At 40.6% G+C, this 18,020-nt stretch carries 12 protein-coding genes; 2 read left to right on the plus strand and 10 right to left on the minus strand.

Features of this window, described 5'->3' with window-relative positions; all coding sequences use genetic code 11:
• Window positions 1-8: 8 nt before the first annotated feature.
• The 8 genes from ACFSJE_RS04805 to ACFSJE_RS04840 form a co-directional block, all read right to left on the minus strand.
• Entirely contained in the window at window positions 9-3,023 is a 3,015-nt protein-coding gene (locus tag ACFSJE_RS04805; RefSeq protein ID WP_379829846.1) for a SusC/RagA family TonB-linked outer membrane protein, read from the minus strand.
• A 544-nt stretch (window positions 3,024-3,567) separates the two neighbouring features.
• Window positions 3,568-4,908, minus strand: a complete 1,341-nt coding sequence (locus ACFSJE_RS04810) for a TRAP transporter large permease (RefSeq protein ID WP_379829847.1) — start codon at window positions 4,906-4,908, stop codon at window positions 3,568-3,570.
• 43 nt (window positions 4,909-4,951) lie between these two features.
• Entirely contained in the window at window positions 4,952-5,422 is a 471-nt protein-coding gene (locus ACFSJE_RS04815) for a TRAP transporter small permease (protein WP_379829848.1), read from the minus strand.
• Window positions 5,422-6,471, minus strand: a complete 1,050-nt coding sequence (gene dctP, locus ACFSJE_RS04820; RefSeq protein WP_379829849.1) for a TRAP transporter substrate-binding protein DctP — start codon at window positions 6,469-6,471, stop codon at window positions 5,422-5,424. The genes ACFSJE_RS04815 and dctP overlap by 1 nt, the downstream gene beginning before the upstream one ends.
• A 133-nt stretch (window positions 6,472-6,604) precedes the next feature.
• Window positions 6,605-7,621: an AraD1 family protein gene (gene araD1, locus ACFSJE_RS04825; RefSeq protein WP_379829850.1), complete on the minus strand. Its 1,017-nt coding sequence runs from the start codon at window positions 7,619-7,621 to the stop codon at window positions 6,605-6,607.
• 33 nt (window positions 7,622-7,654) lie between these two features.
• The gene (locus ACFSJE_RS04830; protein WP_379829851.1) at window positions 7,655-8,431 is read right to left on the minus strand and encodes an SDR family NAD(P)-dependent oxidoreductase; all 777 of its coding nucleotides are present in this window, start codon (window positions 8,429-8,431) and stop codon (window positions 7,655-7,657) included.
• A gap of 10 nt (window positions 8,432-8,441) precedes the next feature.
• Complete coding sequence (locus ACFSJE_RS04835) at window positions 8,442-9,611, minus strand: enolase C-terminal domain-like protein (protein ID WP_379829852.1); 1,170 nt, start codon at window positions 9,609-9,611, stop codon at window positions 8,442-8,444.
• A gap of 62 nt (window positions 9,612-9,673) precedes the next feature.
• Complete coding sequence (locus ACFSJE_RS04840) at window positions 9,674-11,407, minus strand: GH39 family glycosyl hydrolase (protein WP_379829853.1); 1,734 nt, start codon at window positions 11,405-11,407, stop codon at window positions 9,674-9,676.
• A 382-nt stretch (window positions 11,408-11,789) separates the two neighbouring features.
• On the opposite strand from ACFSJE_RS04840, the gene ACFSJE_RS04845 reads away from it, so the two are divergent.
• Window positions 11,790-12,341 carry a helix-turn-helix domain-containing protein gene (locus ACFSJE_RS04845; RefSeq protein ID WP_379829854.1) on the plus strand — a complete coding sequence of 184 codons (552 nt, stop codon included), beginning with the start codon at window positions 11,790-11,792 and terminating at the stop codon, window positions 12,339-12,341.
• A gap of 65 nt (window positions 12,342-12,406) precedes the next feature.
• On the opposite strand, the gene ACFSJE_RS04850 is transcribed toward ACFSJE_RS04845, so the two are convergent.
• A complete protein-coding gene (locus ACFSJE_RS04850; protein ID WP_379829855.1) occupies window positions 12,407-13,702 on the minus strand; it encodes a DASH family cryptochrome in 1,296 nt (431 codons plus the stop codon).
• A complete protein-coding gene (locus ACFSJE_RS04855) occupies window positions 13,678-13,902 on the minus strand; it encodes a DUF2256 domain-containing protein (protein WP_379829856.1) in 225 nt (74 codons plus the stop codon). The genes ACFSJE_RS04850 and ACFSJE_RS04855 overlap by 25 nt, the downstream gene beginning before the upstream one ends.
• Before the next feature lie 584 nt (window positions 13,903-14,486).
• Here ACFSJE_RS04855 and ACFSJE_RS04860 point away from each other — a divergent pair.
• Window positions 14,487-17,996 (plus strand): VCBS repeat-containing protein, encoded by a 3,510-nt coding sequence (locus ACFSJE_RS04860; RefSeq protein WP_379829857.1) that lies wholly within the window; start codon window positions 14,487-14,489, stop codon window positions 17,994-17,996.
• The last annotated feature ends 24 nt before the right edge of the window (window positions 17,997-18,020 follow it).

Here is an 18,020-nt window from a genome sequence, read left to right on the forward strand (position 1 = left end):
CAGCAATTTTATAAGTTTATATTAAGCCCTAGTGTAAATGTGCTTACTGATGGGTATTTATCACGATCATCAGTTCCTTGAACAAGGGGATTGTTTCTAATTATTTCAGGGTCAATTCCCGAATAATTTGTAATTGTGGCCAAGTTGGTACCTGTTACATAAAATCTAACTGATTTAATGAAATCCCAACGGTCGCAATTCAGATTATAGCCTAAAGTGATATTGTCCAGCTTAACATAATCTCCATCTTCCACATAATAACTTACAAAATTTTGCCCTAATGTGTTGGACAATTGTATATCCTTGCCATACACAGGGTCAAAAGCGGAATTCAACACGTTGTATTCAACATGTGGATATTCATAAAATACACGCTGTGCATTTATTATCTGGAAATCGAAAGCTCCATTCAACACAAAGCTAAGATCAAAGTTTTTATACCTAAAGGTGTTTGTGATACCGGCAGTATAACTGGGAATACCGTTTCCGAGATACTGTCTGTTGGCATCATCTTGTTGAAGCGCATCAGTAAAAGGTTCCAGAGTTCCATCTGGCAGCTCAATGACCCATAGTCCATCATCATTGATGTCGACCGATTTAAGTCCCCAGAAGGTTCCAATAGGTTGCCCCACTTCAAATCTATGGGTAACCTGTGAAACGGGTTCACTTAAGGTACCAAGATTCACATAATCCCCTTCAATCTCATAAAGATCGTTGGATAAGCTCAATAATTCGTTTTTGTTGTGTGATAGTGTAATGTTGGCATCCCATGAGAAATTGGAAGTTTGAACGGGTGTTACATTCAACAATATTTCAAAACCTTTATTTTCCATTTCCCCAACGTTGGCCAAGGTAGACCCAAACAAGTTTGGTGGAATTGGCACACTATAGTTCCAAAGCATGCCTTCGGTTTTCTTTTGATAAAAATCCAAACTACCACTGATTCTGTTGTTTGCAAAACCAAAGTCCAAACCTAGGTTAACTTCCTTTGAGACCTCCCAACGCAAATCCGGGTTTGGATTACTTTGAGCTTCCAATCCTTGTACCCACTCGCCGTCTACATAAAAATTACCGGCATATCCCAATAAGGTCTGGGACTGATAGGAAGCGGAAGGAATTACCCCGGTTTCCCCATAACCAGCTCTTAACTTAAGGTTGTTCACCCAATCTGCATTATCCATGAACGATTCATTGCTGATGGTCCAACCTGCCGAGACGGCTGGGAAATTACCCCATTTGTTGTTCGCTCCAAATTTGGAAGAACCTTCACGTCTAAAACTGGCCAAAATGTTATATCTGGAGTCAAACCCATAGCTCAAACGTCCAAAGAATCCGATTAGCCTGTCATCATTTTTGTAACTGCTCACTGACGCGGTTCCTTCATCTATGCCGCGTCCTGCCCCTAGATTATGATATGAAAATGCGTCTGTTGGGAAATCCCTATTGCTTGAAGAGGCTCCCTCACTGGTAAAGTATTGATAACTATAACCTCCCAAAACCGAAAAACTATGTTGGTCAATGATTTTGGAATATTTGGAGGTAATCTCCATAAGATTAGTGTATTGTTGTGTAGTACCTCTTGAAGCAAAACCATTAAAACGCTCTCCGTTATAGCCGAGGTACTCTTTTTTCTGGGCAAAACCAGAAAAAATATTATTCCTATCGGTTGCCACCATAATATTGTTTTCCCAGCCTGCTACTGGAGTAACGGTCATATTTCCTGTCAATCGCATCCAGCGTCTTTCGATGACACCATCTGTTAGCTCGATCATACCTACTGGATTCACATATTGCAATTTGTTGGTTCGTTGAACAAAAGTGCCATCATCTTCACGCACTCTGTCGGTTGGATTGCGGATCAAAGCTTGCCTATAAATTCTATTGTCAAAGGAATCCCCGTTACCCAATGCGCCTGTATTCTGAATACCATTGATAATATTGGCATTGAACTTTAAAATTCCATCGAACATACTATGACTTACATCGGCACTCAATCTAAATTCTTCGTTAAACGATTTTTTAAATACCCCTTCTTGATCTGTATAGTTCACATTTACCGCATAGGTTGAATTCTCATTACCACCACTGAAATTAAGGTTGTGGTTTTGGGTAAGGGCCGTTCTGCTAATCTCATCAAGCCAATCTGTAGTATAACCCAAATCGTCACCCACCGGAAGTGTAATTCCTTGTGCAATCAAAGCTCTGGCATCATTTGCATCCACAAAATCAGCAGTGTTGCTAAAAGATGAAAGCGAGGAATAATGTGAATACGAAAGTGTTGGGGCCATATTCGTTTTTCCTGATTTGGTAGTGATCAAAATTACCCCATTTGCACCCCTTGTTCCATAAATAGCTGCTGCTGATGCATCCTTCAACACATCAATACTCTCAATTTCTCCTGGAGCAACAGTATTTAGGCCGCCGGGAACCCCGTTGATTAACACCAAAGGTGCTGTTCCACCTGTCAAAGAGGAAACCCCTCTAAGTGATATATTGGCACCTGCGGAAGGATCTCCAGAACCATTTGTAATGCTAAGCCCTGCTACTTTACCCTTTACAAGGTCCGCTGCATCCCTAACAAAACCAGGGTTAAAGTCTTCAGCTTTTACCGTTGCAATTGCTGTGGTGACCTCTTCCCTTTTTTGGGTACCATAACCAATGACCACAACCTCAGATAATTGTTCCAAATCTTCTTGAAGTTGCACATCAATAACCCCTGACGACCCTACTGGGATATCTTGGGCCTTAAACCCTAGATAAGAGAAGGTTAATACTGCACCTTGTCCGGTTGTGGTTATTTGATAATTACCATCAAAATCTGATACAGCCCCGTTATTGGTGCCTTTCTCAACAACAGAAGCTCCGGCTACCGGAACCCCTTGCTGATCAGTAATGGTACCGCTAACAGTTTGCTGGGACATAGCAGCCTGCACACATAATAAACATAGCATGGGGAAAAAGAATTTTTTATTAAAATTCTTGACCCACAAAACCTCATTTTTTAATAAGTTGGTGAATTCCATAGTTAATAGTTTAGTTGACTGGATTTTTCTAAAAAACACTCTGTATCAAACCCTTGGAATTACCAAAGGTTTACAAGTGATGTTTTTACACTTATAAAATTAGTGTACTAAAACTCATATTTTAATCCTATCTTATCCTTTTATGATACTATGTTACCTGTTCAGTGCGCTTTTAGAAGTTACCAATGGTATAATTTGCTATTCCAGTATTAATAATGTGAAAGATTTCAGAATAACGCAACCATCATGAATCATTCATTTTGGTCAGAATGATGATTAATTTTACAAGCTCTTGATTGAGCTGAGTCAATAACGTTCTTGGATACAATTATTTGGCAAAAAAAAACACCTCCATTCTTCATGATTATGTCATTCTTTTGTAATAAAAAAAGCGCAGCTATGACACTACGCTTTTCGCTAATCAACTGAATAAAACTAACACTTAAAAAGCTCAGCTTTTACACTGCACTTTTCACTAAAAGAACTAAACTAACTAACTTGCACTTTCTTTTTAATATTATGAGTTTTTTATTTCGTCATGATTCTAAGGCATCAATGAGGGTAAAAACGTCGTTATTGGAGCGTAATAGGTGATTAGGATTTGAATAATGATCATTGCCAAAAGAAACTTCAATACATATGGAGTCATTTTTGAAATCGACACTTTTCCTACGGCACTTGCCACAAAAAGTGTGGAACCTACCGGTGGTGTTACCAACCCGATGATCATATTGGAAACCACAAGTATTCCAAAATGTACGGCATCAAGTCCAAGGTCCATCCCTATAGCTTGACTTATGGGCAATACCACGGGTACGACAATGAGTAAGCCTGGACCTGCATCAATGAACATTCCCACAAACAAAAGAGTGATGTTAAGAACAATGAGAACCAAAAATACTCTGACACTTGCAAGGGTGTCCGGTGAAAAATCAATGCCTGAAAATTCGATCAAGCTGTCGCAAAAACCAATCAAGTCCCCGGTAATCATTTCTGGAATTTTTCCAATGGCCAAAGTCCAAGCGAACAGACTTGCGCATGCAATCAAAAAGCTCAAAGCTGCCGTTGTTTTGGCCGATGACAACAGAATTTTTGGAAGATCCTTCAACTTTAGTTTACGATATGCAAAATATCCTACCAAAGCTGCGTAGACCACTGCCACTGCCGAAGCTTCCGTGGCGGTAAAAAATCCACCCATGATACCTACAAAGATCACAACCACCAAACCGATTGGAAAAAGAGCCCCTATAAAACTTTCCTTTATTTCCTTGAGGTCAGCTTTTGGCTCTTTTACTATGGTCATTTTTCGAGTCATATAGCTGCTAATGATTATAATACTGATTCCAACAAGAACTCCCGGAATAATGCCACCTATGAACAGTTTTTCAATGGATACATTGGCCAACGTACCATATATGAGCAGTAGTATACTTGGGGGAATCAAAGCCCCTGTAGTGCCTGAACATGCAGCCAATGCTGTACTGAAAGCTCGGTTATATCCATTTTTCTCCAATGCGGGAATCATAATTCCTCCAACAGCAGCACAAGTGGCCGCGGAGGCACCTGAGACCGCTCCAAACATTTGCGAGGAGACTGTGGTTACCGCTGGCAACCCAATTCTATAATGGCCTATCAATGCCTTAACCAGTCTGATCAATCGTTGGGATAGACCTCCATAATTCATAAGTTCACCTGCCAGGATGAAAAACGGAACAGCCAGAAAGGAATAAAAAGATGACAAGGACCGGGTGGTTTCCAAACCAACCATAATGGGATCTACACCCACATACAATAAGGCCGCAAAACAAGATAGCACCATGCAGAAAGCCACTGGCACATCCAAGAGCAGTAAAATCAAAAAGGTAATTATAAGTATGGTGCCCATTGGAATCTTTTAGTGATCATTTTGTATTGGTTTCTTGAGCTTGTCATTCCTGATGCTCTTTTTTATTGATGTATTCCGATCGAATTCCCCAAAGAGCATAGTACAACATTAAGGCACACCCCAAAGGGCAGGCGATATAGACGAACATTCTGGAAATCTCCGTGGCGGGCATTACCCAATATCGAATCTTCCATACCACTATGGAACCGTAATACAACAGCAGGATAATGGAAAATAAAATGAGTACTTGTTGTAGTATATAAAATGGACGTTGGGCCTTACCCTTCAATTTTTCACTTAAAAAATTAAGGACGTAGTGCGCCTTTTCCCGGATTGCCAATGCGGCTCCAATAAAGGTGAGCCAGACCAACAGTATCTGGGCAACCTCATCCACCCAATAGAGCGATGCATTCAGCACAAACCTAAAGAAGACATTAGCAGCCACGATGAGCGACATCGACCCCAGTATTAATGCCAAAAGTCCATCCACCATTTTATCTATTATGTGTTTCATCAATCATTTTTTATTTGATTAAAAAGGGCTCTCGAGACATTCGGATATATCTCAAAAAATTCATCATAAACAGGGGTCACGGATTCCATGAAAGCTGTTTTGTCCACTTCCTGTACACGGACCGAGTTTTGTTCCACATATTCCATAGCCTCTTTGCTTGTAGCATCCCAAATAGCATTATATTTTGGGGTTATAGCAGAAGCCACTTCCTTGATCCTATTCCTATATTTTGGTTCTAAATCATTCAGCCATTTTTGGTTGACAATAAGGACATGCTGGTCTGCAGAATGTTCCGTTAGGGAAAAGCAGTTGCACCCTGCCTCTTGATATCGGTAAGAAGCAAATACCTTTACACTGTTCTCTGCACCATCAACCACACCGGTTTTTATGCCCTGATACAGTTCAGAGAAAGGTAAGGGCGATGCACTCGCACCCATGGCATTGATGGTGTTGATCATGGTAGGACTTTCCATTACTCGAATTTTAAGCCCCTTAAATTCTTCCGGCGTAGAAGCACATGGGCGGTCTTTTGGGTAGGTAAAGAACATACTCCGAAAACCTGCACTATAAAATCCCAGCCCTTGAAGATCGTGCTTCGAGAGCATATTCAACATTTCTTTGCCCGTTGGGCCATTCAACACTTTCTGATGGTGTTCTTTATCAACAAAAAGGTAGGGAAGGTTTAAAATGGCATACGAGGGTTCTATGGTGGTCACCACCGCAGAGTTTACCTGTACCACTTCGACCACACCAAAACTACAGGCCTCCAGTAATTGACGTTCTGTTCCGATAGACCCTTGATCATAAAAATCCACTACAATTTCACCCTGTTCAATCCCATGCTCTGGTGAGGCTTTTTGTAACTCTTCCCGAAAGAGATTTGCCACCTCCCAAATCTTGGTCTCAGGCTTCATTTCCAAGGCCAACCTAAATATTAGCCCAGGCTTTGATGTTTTTCCCTCTTTGTCATTGTTCTTGCATGAGGTAAATCCAAATGCTACAAGAAAAAGGACTATCAAGATTTTTTTATGTGCTACGTGTGTAGTCATATGTCTTTTAACTGCGCACCACTTAAACTTTCTTCTTCCCAATTACCTTCTATCATTAGCACCAACTCTAACCGTTTTTATCTAAAACTAGCTTGAAGGGAACGGTATTGAAAATTGTCATGGTTCGTGATATCTATTTTAAGGATTGTACAGAAATCATCTTTTCCTCATCTGTGACCTGATTCAATTTGGTTTGCAATGGTCTTCCCAAACCATCCCATGCAACGGTCATTGTATCATCTTGTTCCAAAGTTATCTGGCTCCCGAAACTAAAGGCATCTGCCCCAAAAAAATGGACATGAGCCTGAAATGGTATGCGATGGGAAGGATATTTAAAATGATGATATTCCAGATTTTCCAGACTGTGGCACATATTGGTGCCCCCAGTTTTTATCGCGGATTTCCACAGCTCCTTTCCATTTCTGGTGATACTTACCTCTCCGGTATATTCGGTAAAATCAGCATCGATAACGATTTCTGGTCCTATTGCACATTGCCTTATCTTGGAAGGTGCCAAATACAAATAGTTCTTTTTTTCCATAATATGATCGGAAAACTCGTTGGCAACACTTAGTCCAATTCTCCAAGGCCGACCGCTTTTATCAACTACATAAATTCCCGCCAATTCGGGTTCCTCTCCCCCATCATCCGCATACGTGGGTATCTCAAGAGAGCCGCCTTGACCTTTAAGGACGGTGCCATTTCCTTTGTAGAACCATTCGGGCTGAACTCCTATTTCTCCTTTTTTTGGAAAACCACCTTGGACTCCCCATTCGTAAATTTTGATGCTGTCCGTAGGAGTTGTTTTCTCCGATTGATGCATCATCTGTCGGTTTAATGCACTGTTATGATGAGTAAGTCCTGTTCCTGAGACCATACATTTTAAGGGGTCTTCAGGATGATCGAAGGAGGGAAGTAATTTCCAATCGCTGTTTCCCTTATAAATGGAATCATAATCCAACGTATCATTGGACAATTTGGACTGAACAATAGATTGTATGGAATCTTCATTTTCAATAGCGGTCAAAGCCAAATCATACACCGAGGTAAATCCATCTATCAAAACAAGATTGGGTTCTTTTACCATGGCTATTGCCCTTCCATTTGTCGGATGCTGAAGCTGCACCAGATGTAATTTATTCGAGGTCATTTAATTTTTCAGTTTTATTTTGGTTCGTCTTCCTTATTGAGCTATCCAGCCACCATCTATTGAGAATCCTGCCCCAGTAACAAATCCAGAAGCGGGACTCGCGAGGTATAGTGCCAATGGACCAATTTCATGGGGCTCTGCCCATCTTCCCATTGGTATTTTGGAAATAAAATCCTTGTATTTTTCTGGATTTTCCAAGAGTGGCAGATTCAATTCCGTGGCAAATGGACCAGGAAGAATGGCATTAACTGTTATGCCTTCTTTGGCAAGTTCTATTCCCAAACTTCGCGTCAGCTGTAAAATGGCCCCCTTACTGGTTGCGTATGGGGTCCTTTCTGGGATTGCGGTCAAGGATAGCATTGATCCTATGTTGATGATTCTACCATAACCGTTCTTTTTCATGATGGGCACTACTTCTCGACATGCCAACCAAGATCCTGTGACATTTACCTCCTGTACTTTATTGAATTCCGAAACGGAGAGTTCATCAATTTTCCCCCTAATATTGATTCCTGCGGAATTGACGAGAATATCAATTTTGCCAAAATGCTCAGCTGTTTTTGAAACAGTTTCCTTGACATTTTCTTCATCGGTAACATCGCAGCTGTGGACAATGCATTCCGACCCATACTGTTCCTTTATTTCATCCGCTGCATTGCGATTGGTTTTATCATCACGTGCAGCAATGGATATGTTGGCTCCCATTTCGGCGAAAGCTTTGGCGATTGCCAAGCCCAGTCCCCTATTTCCTCCAACAATTAAAGCAGTTTTTCCTTGTAAGCTAAGTTGTTCTAGTATGCTGTTCTTCATCTATAGGTTTTTATTCAATGATATTAAAGTGCGTTAAATCTTCAGTTTTTAGGGTTAGTCCAAGACCGGGTTTATGGTCATCCAGTTGAAGTTGTCCATTTTCCGTGATGGCCTCTCCATCAAAAATGTACCAAAAGAGTTCATTTCCGACTTCGATTTCCGTTTTTGGAAAATATTCTGCCATTGGGGACGCAAAAGAGCTCATGACCACATGTAGATTGTGCATTTGTCCGCCATGCGGTATGATCTCTACCCCATGACATTGGGCCATGTTGCAAATTTTCAAGGCTTCCGTGAATCCTCCTACTCTGTTGGTATCAAATTGAAAGATGTCCAATGCATTCGCCTGGAGCAAATCATGAAACCCGAATCTGGTGTATTCATGTTCACCTCCTGAAAGCGGAATTCCCGTTTCTCGTTTTAGTTTTGAAAAATTATGGATTTCATCGGGCAATAACAACTCTTCCACCCACCTTAAGTTATAAGGTTCCAACAACTTAAGAAAACGTCTGGCATAGGAATAGTTGAATCCCATATAGGCTTCAAGCATGATGTCCACGTCATCCCCGACAACCTCTCTGACCACTTTTACCATTTCCACGTTCTTTTTCATGCCTTGGATTCCATCCCGCAACGGATAACCACAACGAAGTTTCATCCCTGTAAAGCCTTCAGCTTTGTAATGTTCGGCTTCTTTCCTGAGGCTATCAAGGTCACGTGTATACAATCTGCTGTAATAGGTAGGGATGATTTCTTTGGTTCTTCCTCCCATCAACATGAAGATGGGCTGCCCCATGATTTTCCCTTTTATGTCCCATAGGGCAATGTCCACAGCGCTTATGGCTGCCAATACAGCACCTTTGCGACCGTAGGCAACAGTGGAGCGATACATTTTTTCAAAAAGATATTCGGTGTTCAATGGGTTTTCACCGATGAGCAATGGTGTTAGTTTGGCATCTACAACCAACTTGGCCACATCCGGAGACAACCCTGCATTTCCCAAACCAATTGTGCCATCATCGGTTTCAACCACAACCACCAGCCAACTAAAAAATCGAAATGGAGCTTGTGAATCCTTCTGGAATGGCAATGGGCTAAGCGGCGTGGCAAAAATTGTGTCGCTGGTCTTTACGGGTCCTGTCCACTGGTACAGCTTAGCCCGTATGTTCTTAATCTTCATTTAGGTGTTATTTAGTTTTATTCAGTTTTAGATTAGCTATTATTCATACTGTTGATACCCGCTTACCACGAAAACTTAAGAAGGGAAACGCCCTGCCTTGGCAATTCCATCTCTATAGTCGAGGTACTTTCGGAAATAGTTATATAGGTAGGTGAGGTCAACAACTTCAACTGACCCGCCTTTTCAAGTTCCTGAATCTGTTCTGGCAAGGGATTTTGTGGAGAGCCCATTTCTTTCCATACCTCATAGGAATTGCTGTTTTCCTTGTCGATTCTATAGTGGTGCATTAAAACCCGTGCTTTGGGCAATCCTTTCACTTGAACTTTTACATTGGTTGGTACGCCTTCAATATTATCATCATGATAGTTCCACACCATAATTGCCGCTGTTCCATCATCCTTGCTGGCTATGGCATTCACATCGGTTTTGGTGCCCCTAACACTGTTATTGGTAATTTCTTGGTAGTCATAGGCTAAATCTCCAGTAACAGCGACTCTATTTCCTGTCATCATCCCGAACATTCGAAACACGTTCAATACGGGCTTATCAACACCATTGGTGGCCATATCCCTAAAACCAGCATACCATGGTTGATCCTCAAACTCAAATCCCCAAGTTACGGCACCTAAAAGATTGACACTATGATGGTCCGCCAAATCATACTTTCTGGCAAAAGAAGCCGCTGTATAACTAGAGTACATGGTTCCATTTCTGTAGGCATTGTGCGGATAGTCTTCTTCTGAGCAAGCTGCGCAACCTTCGGGATCAGACTCCCCAATGACAATGGGCAGATCTTTGAACTGTGGGTAAGAGGCCACAATCTCGAAACCTTTGTCAATATCCCGTAGTTGGTTTGACATATTCATTTGGACAATTCCATTGACCACTTTCGGGCTTCCTTTAGCGTGAAAGGTGATAAAATCCAATGGGGAACCTGTTTCGCCGGTGGCATAATTTTTACCACTGGTTACGTGATCCAAGAATTCCCTCATAAACTCTTCGGACACATCCCAAGAGGGTCCTGTTACCTCAGGTCCGCCAATTCTTGCTGTTGGAAGTGCTCTTTTTACAGCATCGGCCGTATAGTCGTATAGTTTGATGTACTCCTTGGTAGTGCCTCTCCAATATCCAATATTGGGTTCGTTCCATAATTCCCAATACCAGCTTTCCACCTCCTCTTTCCCATAGCGATCTACAGAATGTAACACCCATTGATAGACCAATTCCGCCCATTTTTTATAACTCTTTGGAGGATAGGCCCATCCTGTATAGATTTCCTCATACTTTGCCCCAGGTTTCCAGTAATGTCTGTAGGGTTCTGGCTTTTTTGATAAGGCTTTTGGCATGAACCCAATTTGGGCCATGGGTTTCATTCCTCTATCTACATAGGTGTCGAATATTTTATCAATAATCGTCCAATCATACACTGGATTTCCTTTGGCGTCTTCTGTATATGCATTGGTGGAGCCCCATTTCAGTGCTGCTCTTGGGCCTTCATCGGTAACCAATAAACTATGTGCCCTTACGTATACCGGGGTGGCACTCAAATTGGATATTTCCGTAAGCAATTTGGTCCCATCTTTCATATACGTATAATTGGGCTCATCATAGCCCCACCAAGCCCAAATGGGTTTCATCTCTCCTTTTTCCGTGGTGAGGTCCACTTCAATGGAAACAACGTCTTCAGCCTGCGAATGGATAGACTCTAAACTGAGAATACTAAAAAGGAAAAATAGCATCCAAAAAATCTCCTTCTTGAAATGCAATTTTAAAGGGATAAGATTGTATTGTTTCATAATCAACGTTGATATATAGAATTAGTACTATTCGTTTTTGGTTGATTCTAGTTAAATCAAAAAAGAGAATCGGATTATCAAAATGATAAATGAAAGGCTCAAACTTTATATTTTTTCCAAACAAACCTGCCCAAAAACAATACTACGCAAAATATTTGGTAAATTCAACTTTGTTGAATTGAATTATACTTTGTTTAATTTTGACGTAAGACCAGTAGGTGTTCAACCCTTTTTTTGGATTTAGCACCAAGCGGTTTACTTGGGATAAATTCCTATATTGAGCCCCGTATCACAACGGATTATAATTCATAGTTAACACACCTATTGATGGCGCAGTATGTTTCCAAGGGTAACGTACTGGTTTTCAATAATCCCAAATTAGATGAAAGATTCTAGAAAGCAAAGCATTGTTGGATTGAACATTAAGCAACTTCGGATTTCGCAAAAAAGAACCCTACAAGATTTGGCCGATCAATGCGAGATGTCGAAAAGCATGATTTCAAAAATTGAGAACAACAAGGCGCTTCCATCCATTGCAGCTTTGGTAAAGATTGCTAGTGTACTTGGGGTAAAAGTTAGCGACTTAATGGAATCCGACACGCTGATAAGTTCTGAAATGACATTGGCGTTGGAGGTGGAAGGAAATCTTACCAAAACAAACAAAGGCTATAGTATTTACCCTTTTGCACCAAAGGTGCATCAAAAAAAAATGCAGCCTTTTATTTTTACTGCGGTCAAGGGCGAAGTAAAAAAGCACTCATTGACCCACGATGGGGAAGAATTTCTCTATGTTTTGGAGGGATCCCTTAAAATAAAGGTTGGGCGTGTTGAATATCTTTTGAAAGAAGGTGATAGCATTTACTTCAGTTCTCTTGAGCCCCATGGAATTATTCCGGAATCCGATTTCGTGAAATACTTGGATATTTTTGTTTGATTGCACTAGTTGAGATTCGATGGAGTTCAAAAAAAAAAAAACAACCTTGGAGCCCAGGCACCCTATCATGATTGTAACCATAGCTTCCTGTATTCTCCATCGGGGTCATAGCGTTCCGCTTGGAACGAAACATTGAACTTACGATCTCTTGGGTCGTTGCCTACCCCCGCCACATATTGCCAATTTCCATAATTGCTATGGACATCATAATCAATGAGCATCTCCTCAAAATAAGCGGCCCCAATACGCCAATCAAGACCAAGGCTCTTTGAAAAATAGGAAGCCACATTTTGGCGGCCACGGTTGCTCATCCAACCAGTCTTTTTCAATTCGATCATATTGGCGTTTACAAACGGTTCTTCCGTTTTTCCCTCAATCCAGTTGGTTATTTCCATTTCATCCTTTTTCCAAGGGATAGGTTTATTCAATATTCCATTTCTTTTGAACAGACTGTTTCCATGTTTAAGGGCTAAATACTTAAAATAATCCCTCCAAAGCAATTCAAAAATTAGCCAATATGAAGACGAGGAACTGCCATATTCCTTTTCAAACTGTTTCACTTTCCAATAAATGGTCTTTGGTGAAATACTGCCATTTGCCAACCATGCGGACAACTTTGAGCTATAATCCGCTCCAATAAGTCCATTTCGGGTCTCTTTGTATTCCGATAGTTTTTGTGTCTGAAAAAAATAATGGTCAACTCGGTCCAAAGCGCTATTCGAGCCGCCTTTAAAAGGAAAAGCAGTATCTGGATGTATGTTCACTTCATCAAATCCCAAAATATTTAAGGATGGGATGTCCCTGTTCCCATCAACGAGAGTATCTGTGGATAATTTATTCGGTATACTTTCATGCAAAACGGTGCAGTTGCACTCTACTTTTTTCCGAAAATTGGTAAAAACCTGGGGGAGTTGGTCCAATTGAAATGGCATATCGTCTGGATGAAAAAGAAATTGGTCAAAACTTCCAACGGTATCAATATGAGCCGGTAGTTTTTCTCTTAAGGAATTGATTTCCTCAATCTCCTCGGCAGTGAATTCCTCTTGATAATAAATGACATCTACTTGAAATTCCTTACAGTATTTTGGAATGACCGTAATTGGGGAACCCTTTTCAAGATAGAGGGGAATGTTAAGTTTTTCGAGTTCATTTTTAAGGTCTTGTAGGGTTTGCAACAAAAACTTAGCCCTGAATTTTCCCATTTTTTTAAACCCGTACTGCTCTATTTTCATCCGCTCTACATCCAAACAATAAATACCGATTACCCTGGAATGTTTGCTTGTGGCCAAAGTTAGAGCGTTATTGTCTCTGACCCGAAGATTGTTCCCAAACCACACTAAACCTGTTTTCCCTTTCTGCATCGTTTACTACAATATGTAACATTGTCCCAATCCCGTTCCCATTTTTTTCGCCACGAAAAAGAGCGATGGCACACAGGACATACCTTGGTGGGCAGATTTTCCTTTTGGACGTTCATCATAGCTTTAACTTTCCAATTTGTGAACTGTTCCTGAACAAACATGGACACCTTAAAATTAATTATCCTTAAGGTATCATTCATAATGATTTAGGCAAAAGATTGGTATTGTTATTTGATATCGGAAGTTATGTTTTGCCTTATATTTGGATATTTACAATCCTATTTAATTCCGTTAAAGATTCATTATTTTTTATGATTGCATTGGATATATTTCTTCAAAATTCCATCAAAAAATGAATTTAAGACTGAACAAAGGGAGTACCAAAAATAAGGATGCATTTGTTTTGGTGAACTTACATGCCACCGACAAATAGGTAGCCATTACCATTCAGGGCACTAAAAGTTCTTCCTTTGAAGGCTATCATACCGTGGATAATCCACGTCATGCCAAGGAAAGCCATGCTCCAATAGGTTTACATCAATAAAAAGATAGAAAACTGATATCTACAGCAACACTTGGTTCTGTCACAACTTTTTATACAAATTGATGCGCTTCATCCCAGATTTTTAACAATGATTAATAGAAGGTTAATAGATCAAAAAGTTGATTAATAAATGCAGAAAAAATATTGTATTTCAACCATTTATAATATCTTTTTCGGGTTTGTCCAAATCACCTGAAGGTGATTGATAGGACTATAGATCGTTACTTTTTAACTAGAACTATGCGTGATTACTTAAAAAGACTAAAATTTAAAATCTTTCTAATCGGTTTAATAGGGATTTTGGCCAGTTGTTCCGAAAAAAGTCAAAAAAAGACACTTTTCCAGCTTTTAGATCCTAAAGAAAGCCATGTGGATTTCAACAACCGGCTCACCAACACAGATTCCGTCAATGTTTTGGAATTTGAATATATGTATAATGGTGCCGGTGTCGCCATTGGTGACATCAATAATGATGGGTTGAGTGATATATACTTTAGTGGAAACCAAGTTTCAGGAAAACTTTACCTCAACAAAGGAAATCTCACTTTTGAAGACATCACGGATAGAGCAGGAGTGTCAACCAACGGATGGAGCAATGGTGTTTCCATGTGCGATGTAAACAACGATGGTTTCATTGATATCTATGTTTGTAGAGGTGGTCTAAGAGGTGCAACAGATGAGGATAAAAGGAATCTTTTATTTTTAAATGAAGGTGATGGCACTTTCAAGGAAGTGGCACAAGAAATGGGCATCGCCGATACCGGATATAGTATTCAAGCTTTATTCTTCGATTATGACAAGGATGGGCACAAGGATTTATATCTACTAACAAATGCCCTGGTCGATTACAACCGAAATAACACCAAACCCATTGAAGTTAAAGGTGAGGCTCAAAGTACCGATCTTCTTTATCATAATAACGGTGATGGCACATTTACCAACGTGAGCCAAGAAGCCGGAATTTCCATTGAAGGCTTTGGCCTTGGAATCACCGTCTGCGACATCAATGAAGACTTGTGGCCAGACCTTTATATTTCCAACGATTTTTTGACCAACGACATTCTTTATGTCAACAATCAAGATGGTACGTTTACCAATAAAGTAAAGGAATACATCAAGCACCAAAGCTATAATGGAATGGGGAATGATGTGGCCGATATCGACAACGACGGAAAATCGGACATTATGGTTCTGGATATGTTTCCTCAGGATAACAAGCGTATCAAACAGACCATGATGAAGCCCAGTTATGATACCTACAACAGAAATCTAGATATTGGGTATTCTCCTCAATTTGTGCGTAACACCCTCCAATTGAACAATGGTAACGGAACCTTTAGCGAGGTAGGACAATTGACAGGACTTCATAACACAGATTGGAGTTGGGCACCACTCCTTGCCGATTTTGACAATGATGGTTGGAAGGATGTCTTTATCACCAATGGGTACCGAAGGGACATCACCAATTTGGATTTCGTGGTCTATAGTAAACAAAATGGTGTGTTTGGATCACAGAAAGTCAATGAAAAAGACCAACTGGAAAAATTACAGTCTCTTCCAGAGGTTAAGCTGCACAATTACATTTATAAAAACAATGGGGACCTGTCTTTTACAGATATGGTTGATGAATGGGGGTTTGAGCTTCCCAGTTATTCCAATGGGGCAGCTTATGCGGATCTTGACAACGACGGAGACCTGGAACTCGTCATCAATAATATTGATGACATAGCCAGCATTTATAAGAACAATGCAATCGAACAACAAGATACCACAAGCAATAGCAGACAATTTCTTCGGGTAAAGTTCACTGGAACCAAGGATCCGACTGGCACCAAAGTTTATATATACAATGATGGCTCGGCGCAATTTCAATTGTATTCTCCTGTTCGGGGGTATTTATCCAACGTGGAGCAAGCTTTTCACTTCGGATTGGGCAAAACTTCACAAGTGGATTCCTTAAAAGTAATATGGCCAAATGGAAACGTGCAGACCTTGAAAGAAATTAAATCCAACCAAACCTTGGTGTTGAATGAAGGAGATGCACAGCCAATTTCAAACAAAAGTAGGGATGAAAAAATGCTGTTCACCAAAATGAATGATGCATTGCATATTGATTACCTGCATGAAGAAGACAACTTCATAGAATTTAAATGGCAGCCTTCCTTGCTGCGCATGTATAATCAATTGGGGCCTGGAATTGCAGTTGGTGATGTCAATGCAGATTATTTGGAAGACTTTTATGTTGGGGGTAGCAAGCAAAAATTTGGAAGCCTTTTCATTCAACAAAAAGATGGAACATTTGCTCCTAAGGACTTGAGCGATGAAAAACCAAGGGAAGATATGGGCGTTGTATTTGTAGACATTGACTCAGACGGGGACTTGGACCTACTTTCCATTGATGGCGGTGGAGTCTGGGAAATGACGCGGAAGGATTATAAAGATGTACTCTACGTGAACGACGGGAAAGGTAATTTCTCACCAACAACACTATTGGAACGGGATTCCAGAGGCTCTGTGGTGCGCCTGGCGGATATTGACCGTGATGGCGATTTGGATATTTTTATCGGTGGCCGAATAATCAATGGGGCCTACCCTACCAGTCCAAAAAGTTATGTGTTAAAAAATAATGACGGTACATTCGAGGATGCAACCCAATCCGTTTTCGGTTCCGATGGAAAACTGGGCATGATCTCCGATGCCCTTTGGACGGATTTTGACAATGACGGTTGGATGGATTTGATCATGGTTGGCGAGTTCATGGAAATTCAATTTCTAAAAAATGAAAATGGAAAACTCGTAAACCACACACCAAAAACAGGCCTTACCAACATGAACGGGCTTTGGAACAGTATTGTTTCCGGCGATTTTGATGCTGATGGCGACATCGACTATATTATGGGGAATCTAGGACTCAACAACGATTTTAAGGTAAGTCCAGAGGAACCATTGACCCTTTACGCCAAAGATTTTGATGAAAATGGGAATATAGACCCCCTAATCAGTTGCTTTCGAAATGGAAGTGAACATTTAATACATCCCCGAGATGTGCTCATCGACCAAATTAATGGGATGCGCAATCGGTTTTTGGACTACGAGTCCTATTCCGTTGCGGATATGGAGCATACCCTATCGGAAAAAGATATGGATGGGGCTCAAATATACAAGGCGACCAATTTGGCCAGTACCTACGTGGAAAACTTGGGCAATGGAAAATTCAAATCACATTCGTTACCTATTCAAGCCCAATTTTCACCAATCTTTGGCATGCAAGTCAACGATTATAACGCCGACGGCCATTTAGATGTGCTCATAGCCGGGAATCAATTCACTGTAGAACCTTTTATGGGTCGTTACGACGCATTTGTCGGTTTAAGCCTCTTGGGAGATGGAAAAGGTGGTTTTACATCGGTCTCAACCACGGAAAGTGGTTTGGATATCAGTGGAGATGCCAAAGGTATGGCCACGATTTCGTCATCAGATGGCCAACAATATGTAGTGGTGGCGCAAAATTCCGGGAAATTGCAATCCTACAGTTTTGGAAACAAAATAAAACACCTGATGCCCGAAACTATGGATGCCTATGCCATTGTTCATCTAAAAAATGGAAGCTCTTTTAAGACCGAATTCTATTATGGAGAGTCTTACCTTAGTCATTCTTCCCGCAGTCTTGGGTATGATCCCAGCTCAACCAATTATATAGAAATTGTGGACTATCTTGGGGAGAAAAGAAAAATAGAAATTCAATCATAACACTTCAGCTGCAATAGGAAAAGA

It is taken from the genome of Flagellimonas iocasae, assembly GCF_042682725.1.
Lineage (GTDB): Bacteria > Bacteroidota > Bacteroidia > Flavobacteriales > Flavobacteriaceae > Flagellimonas > Flagellimonas iocasae.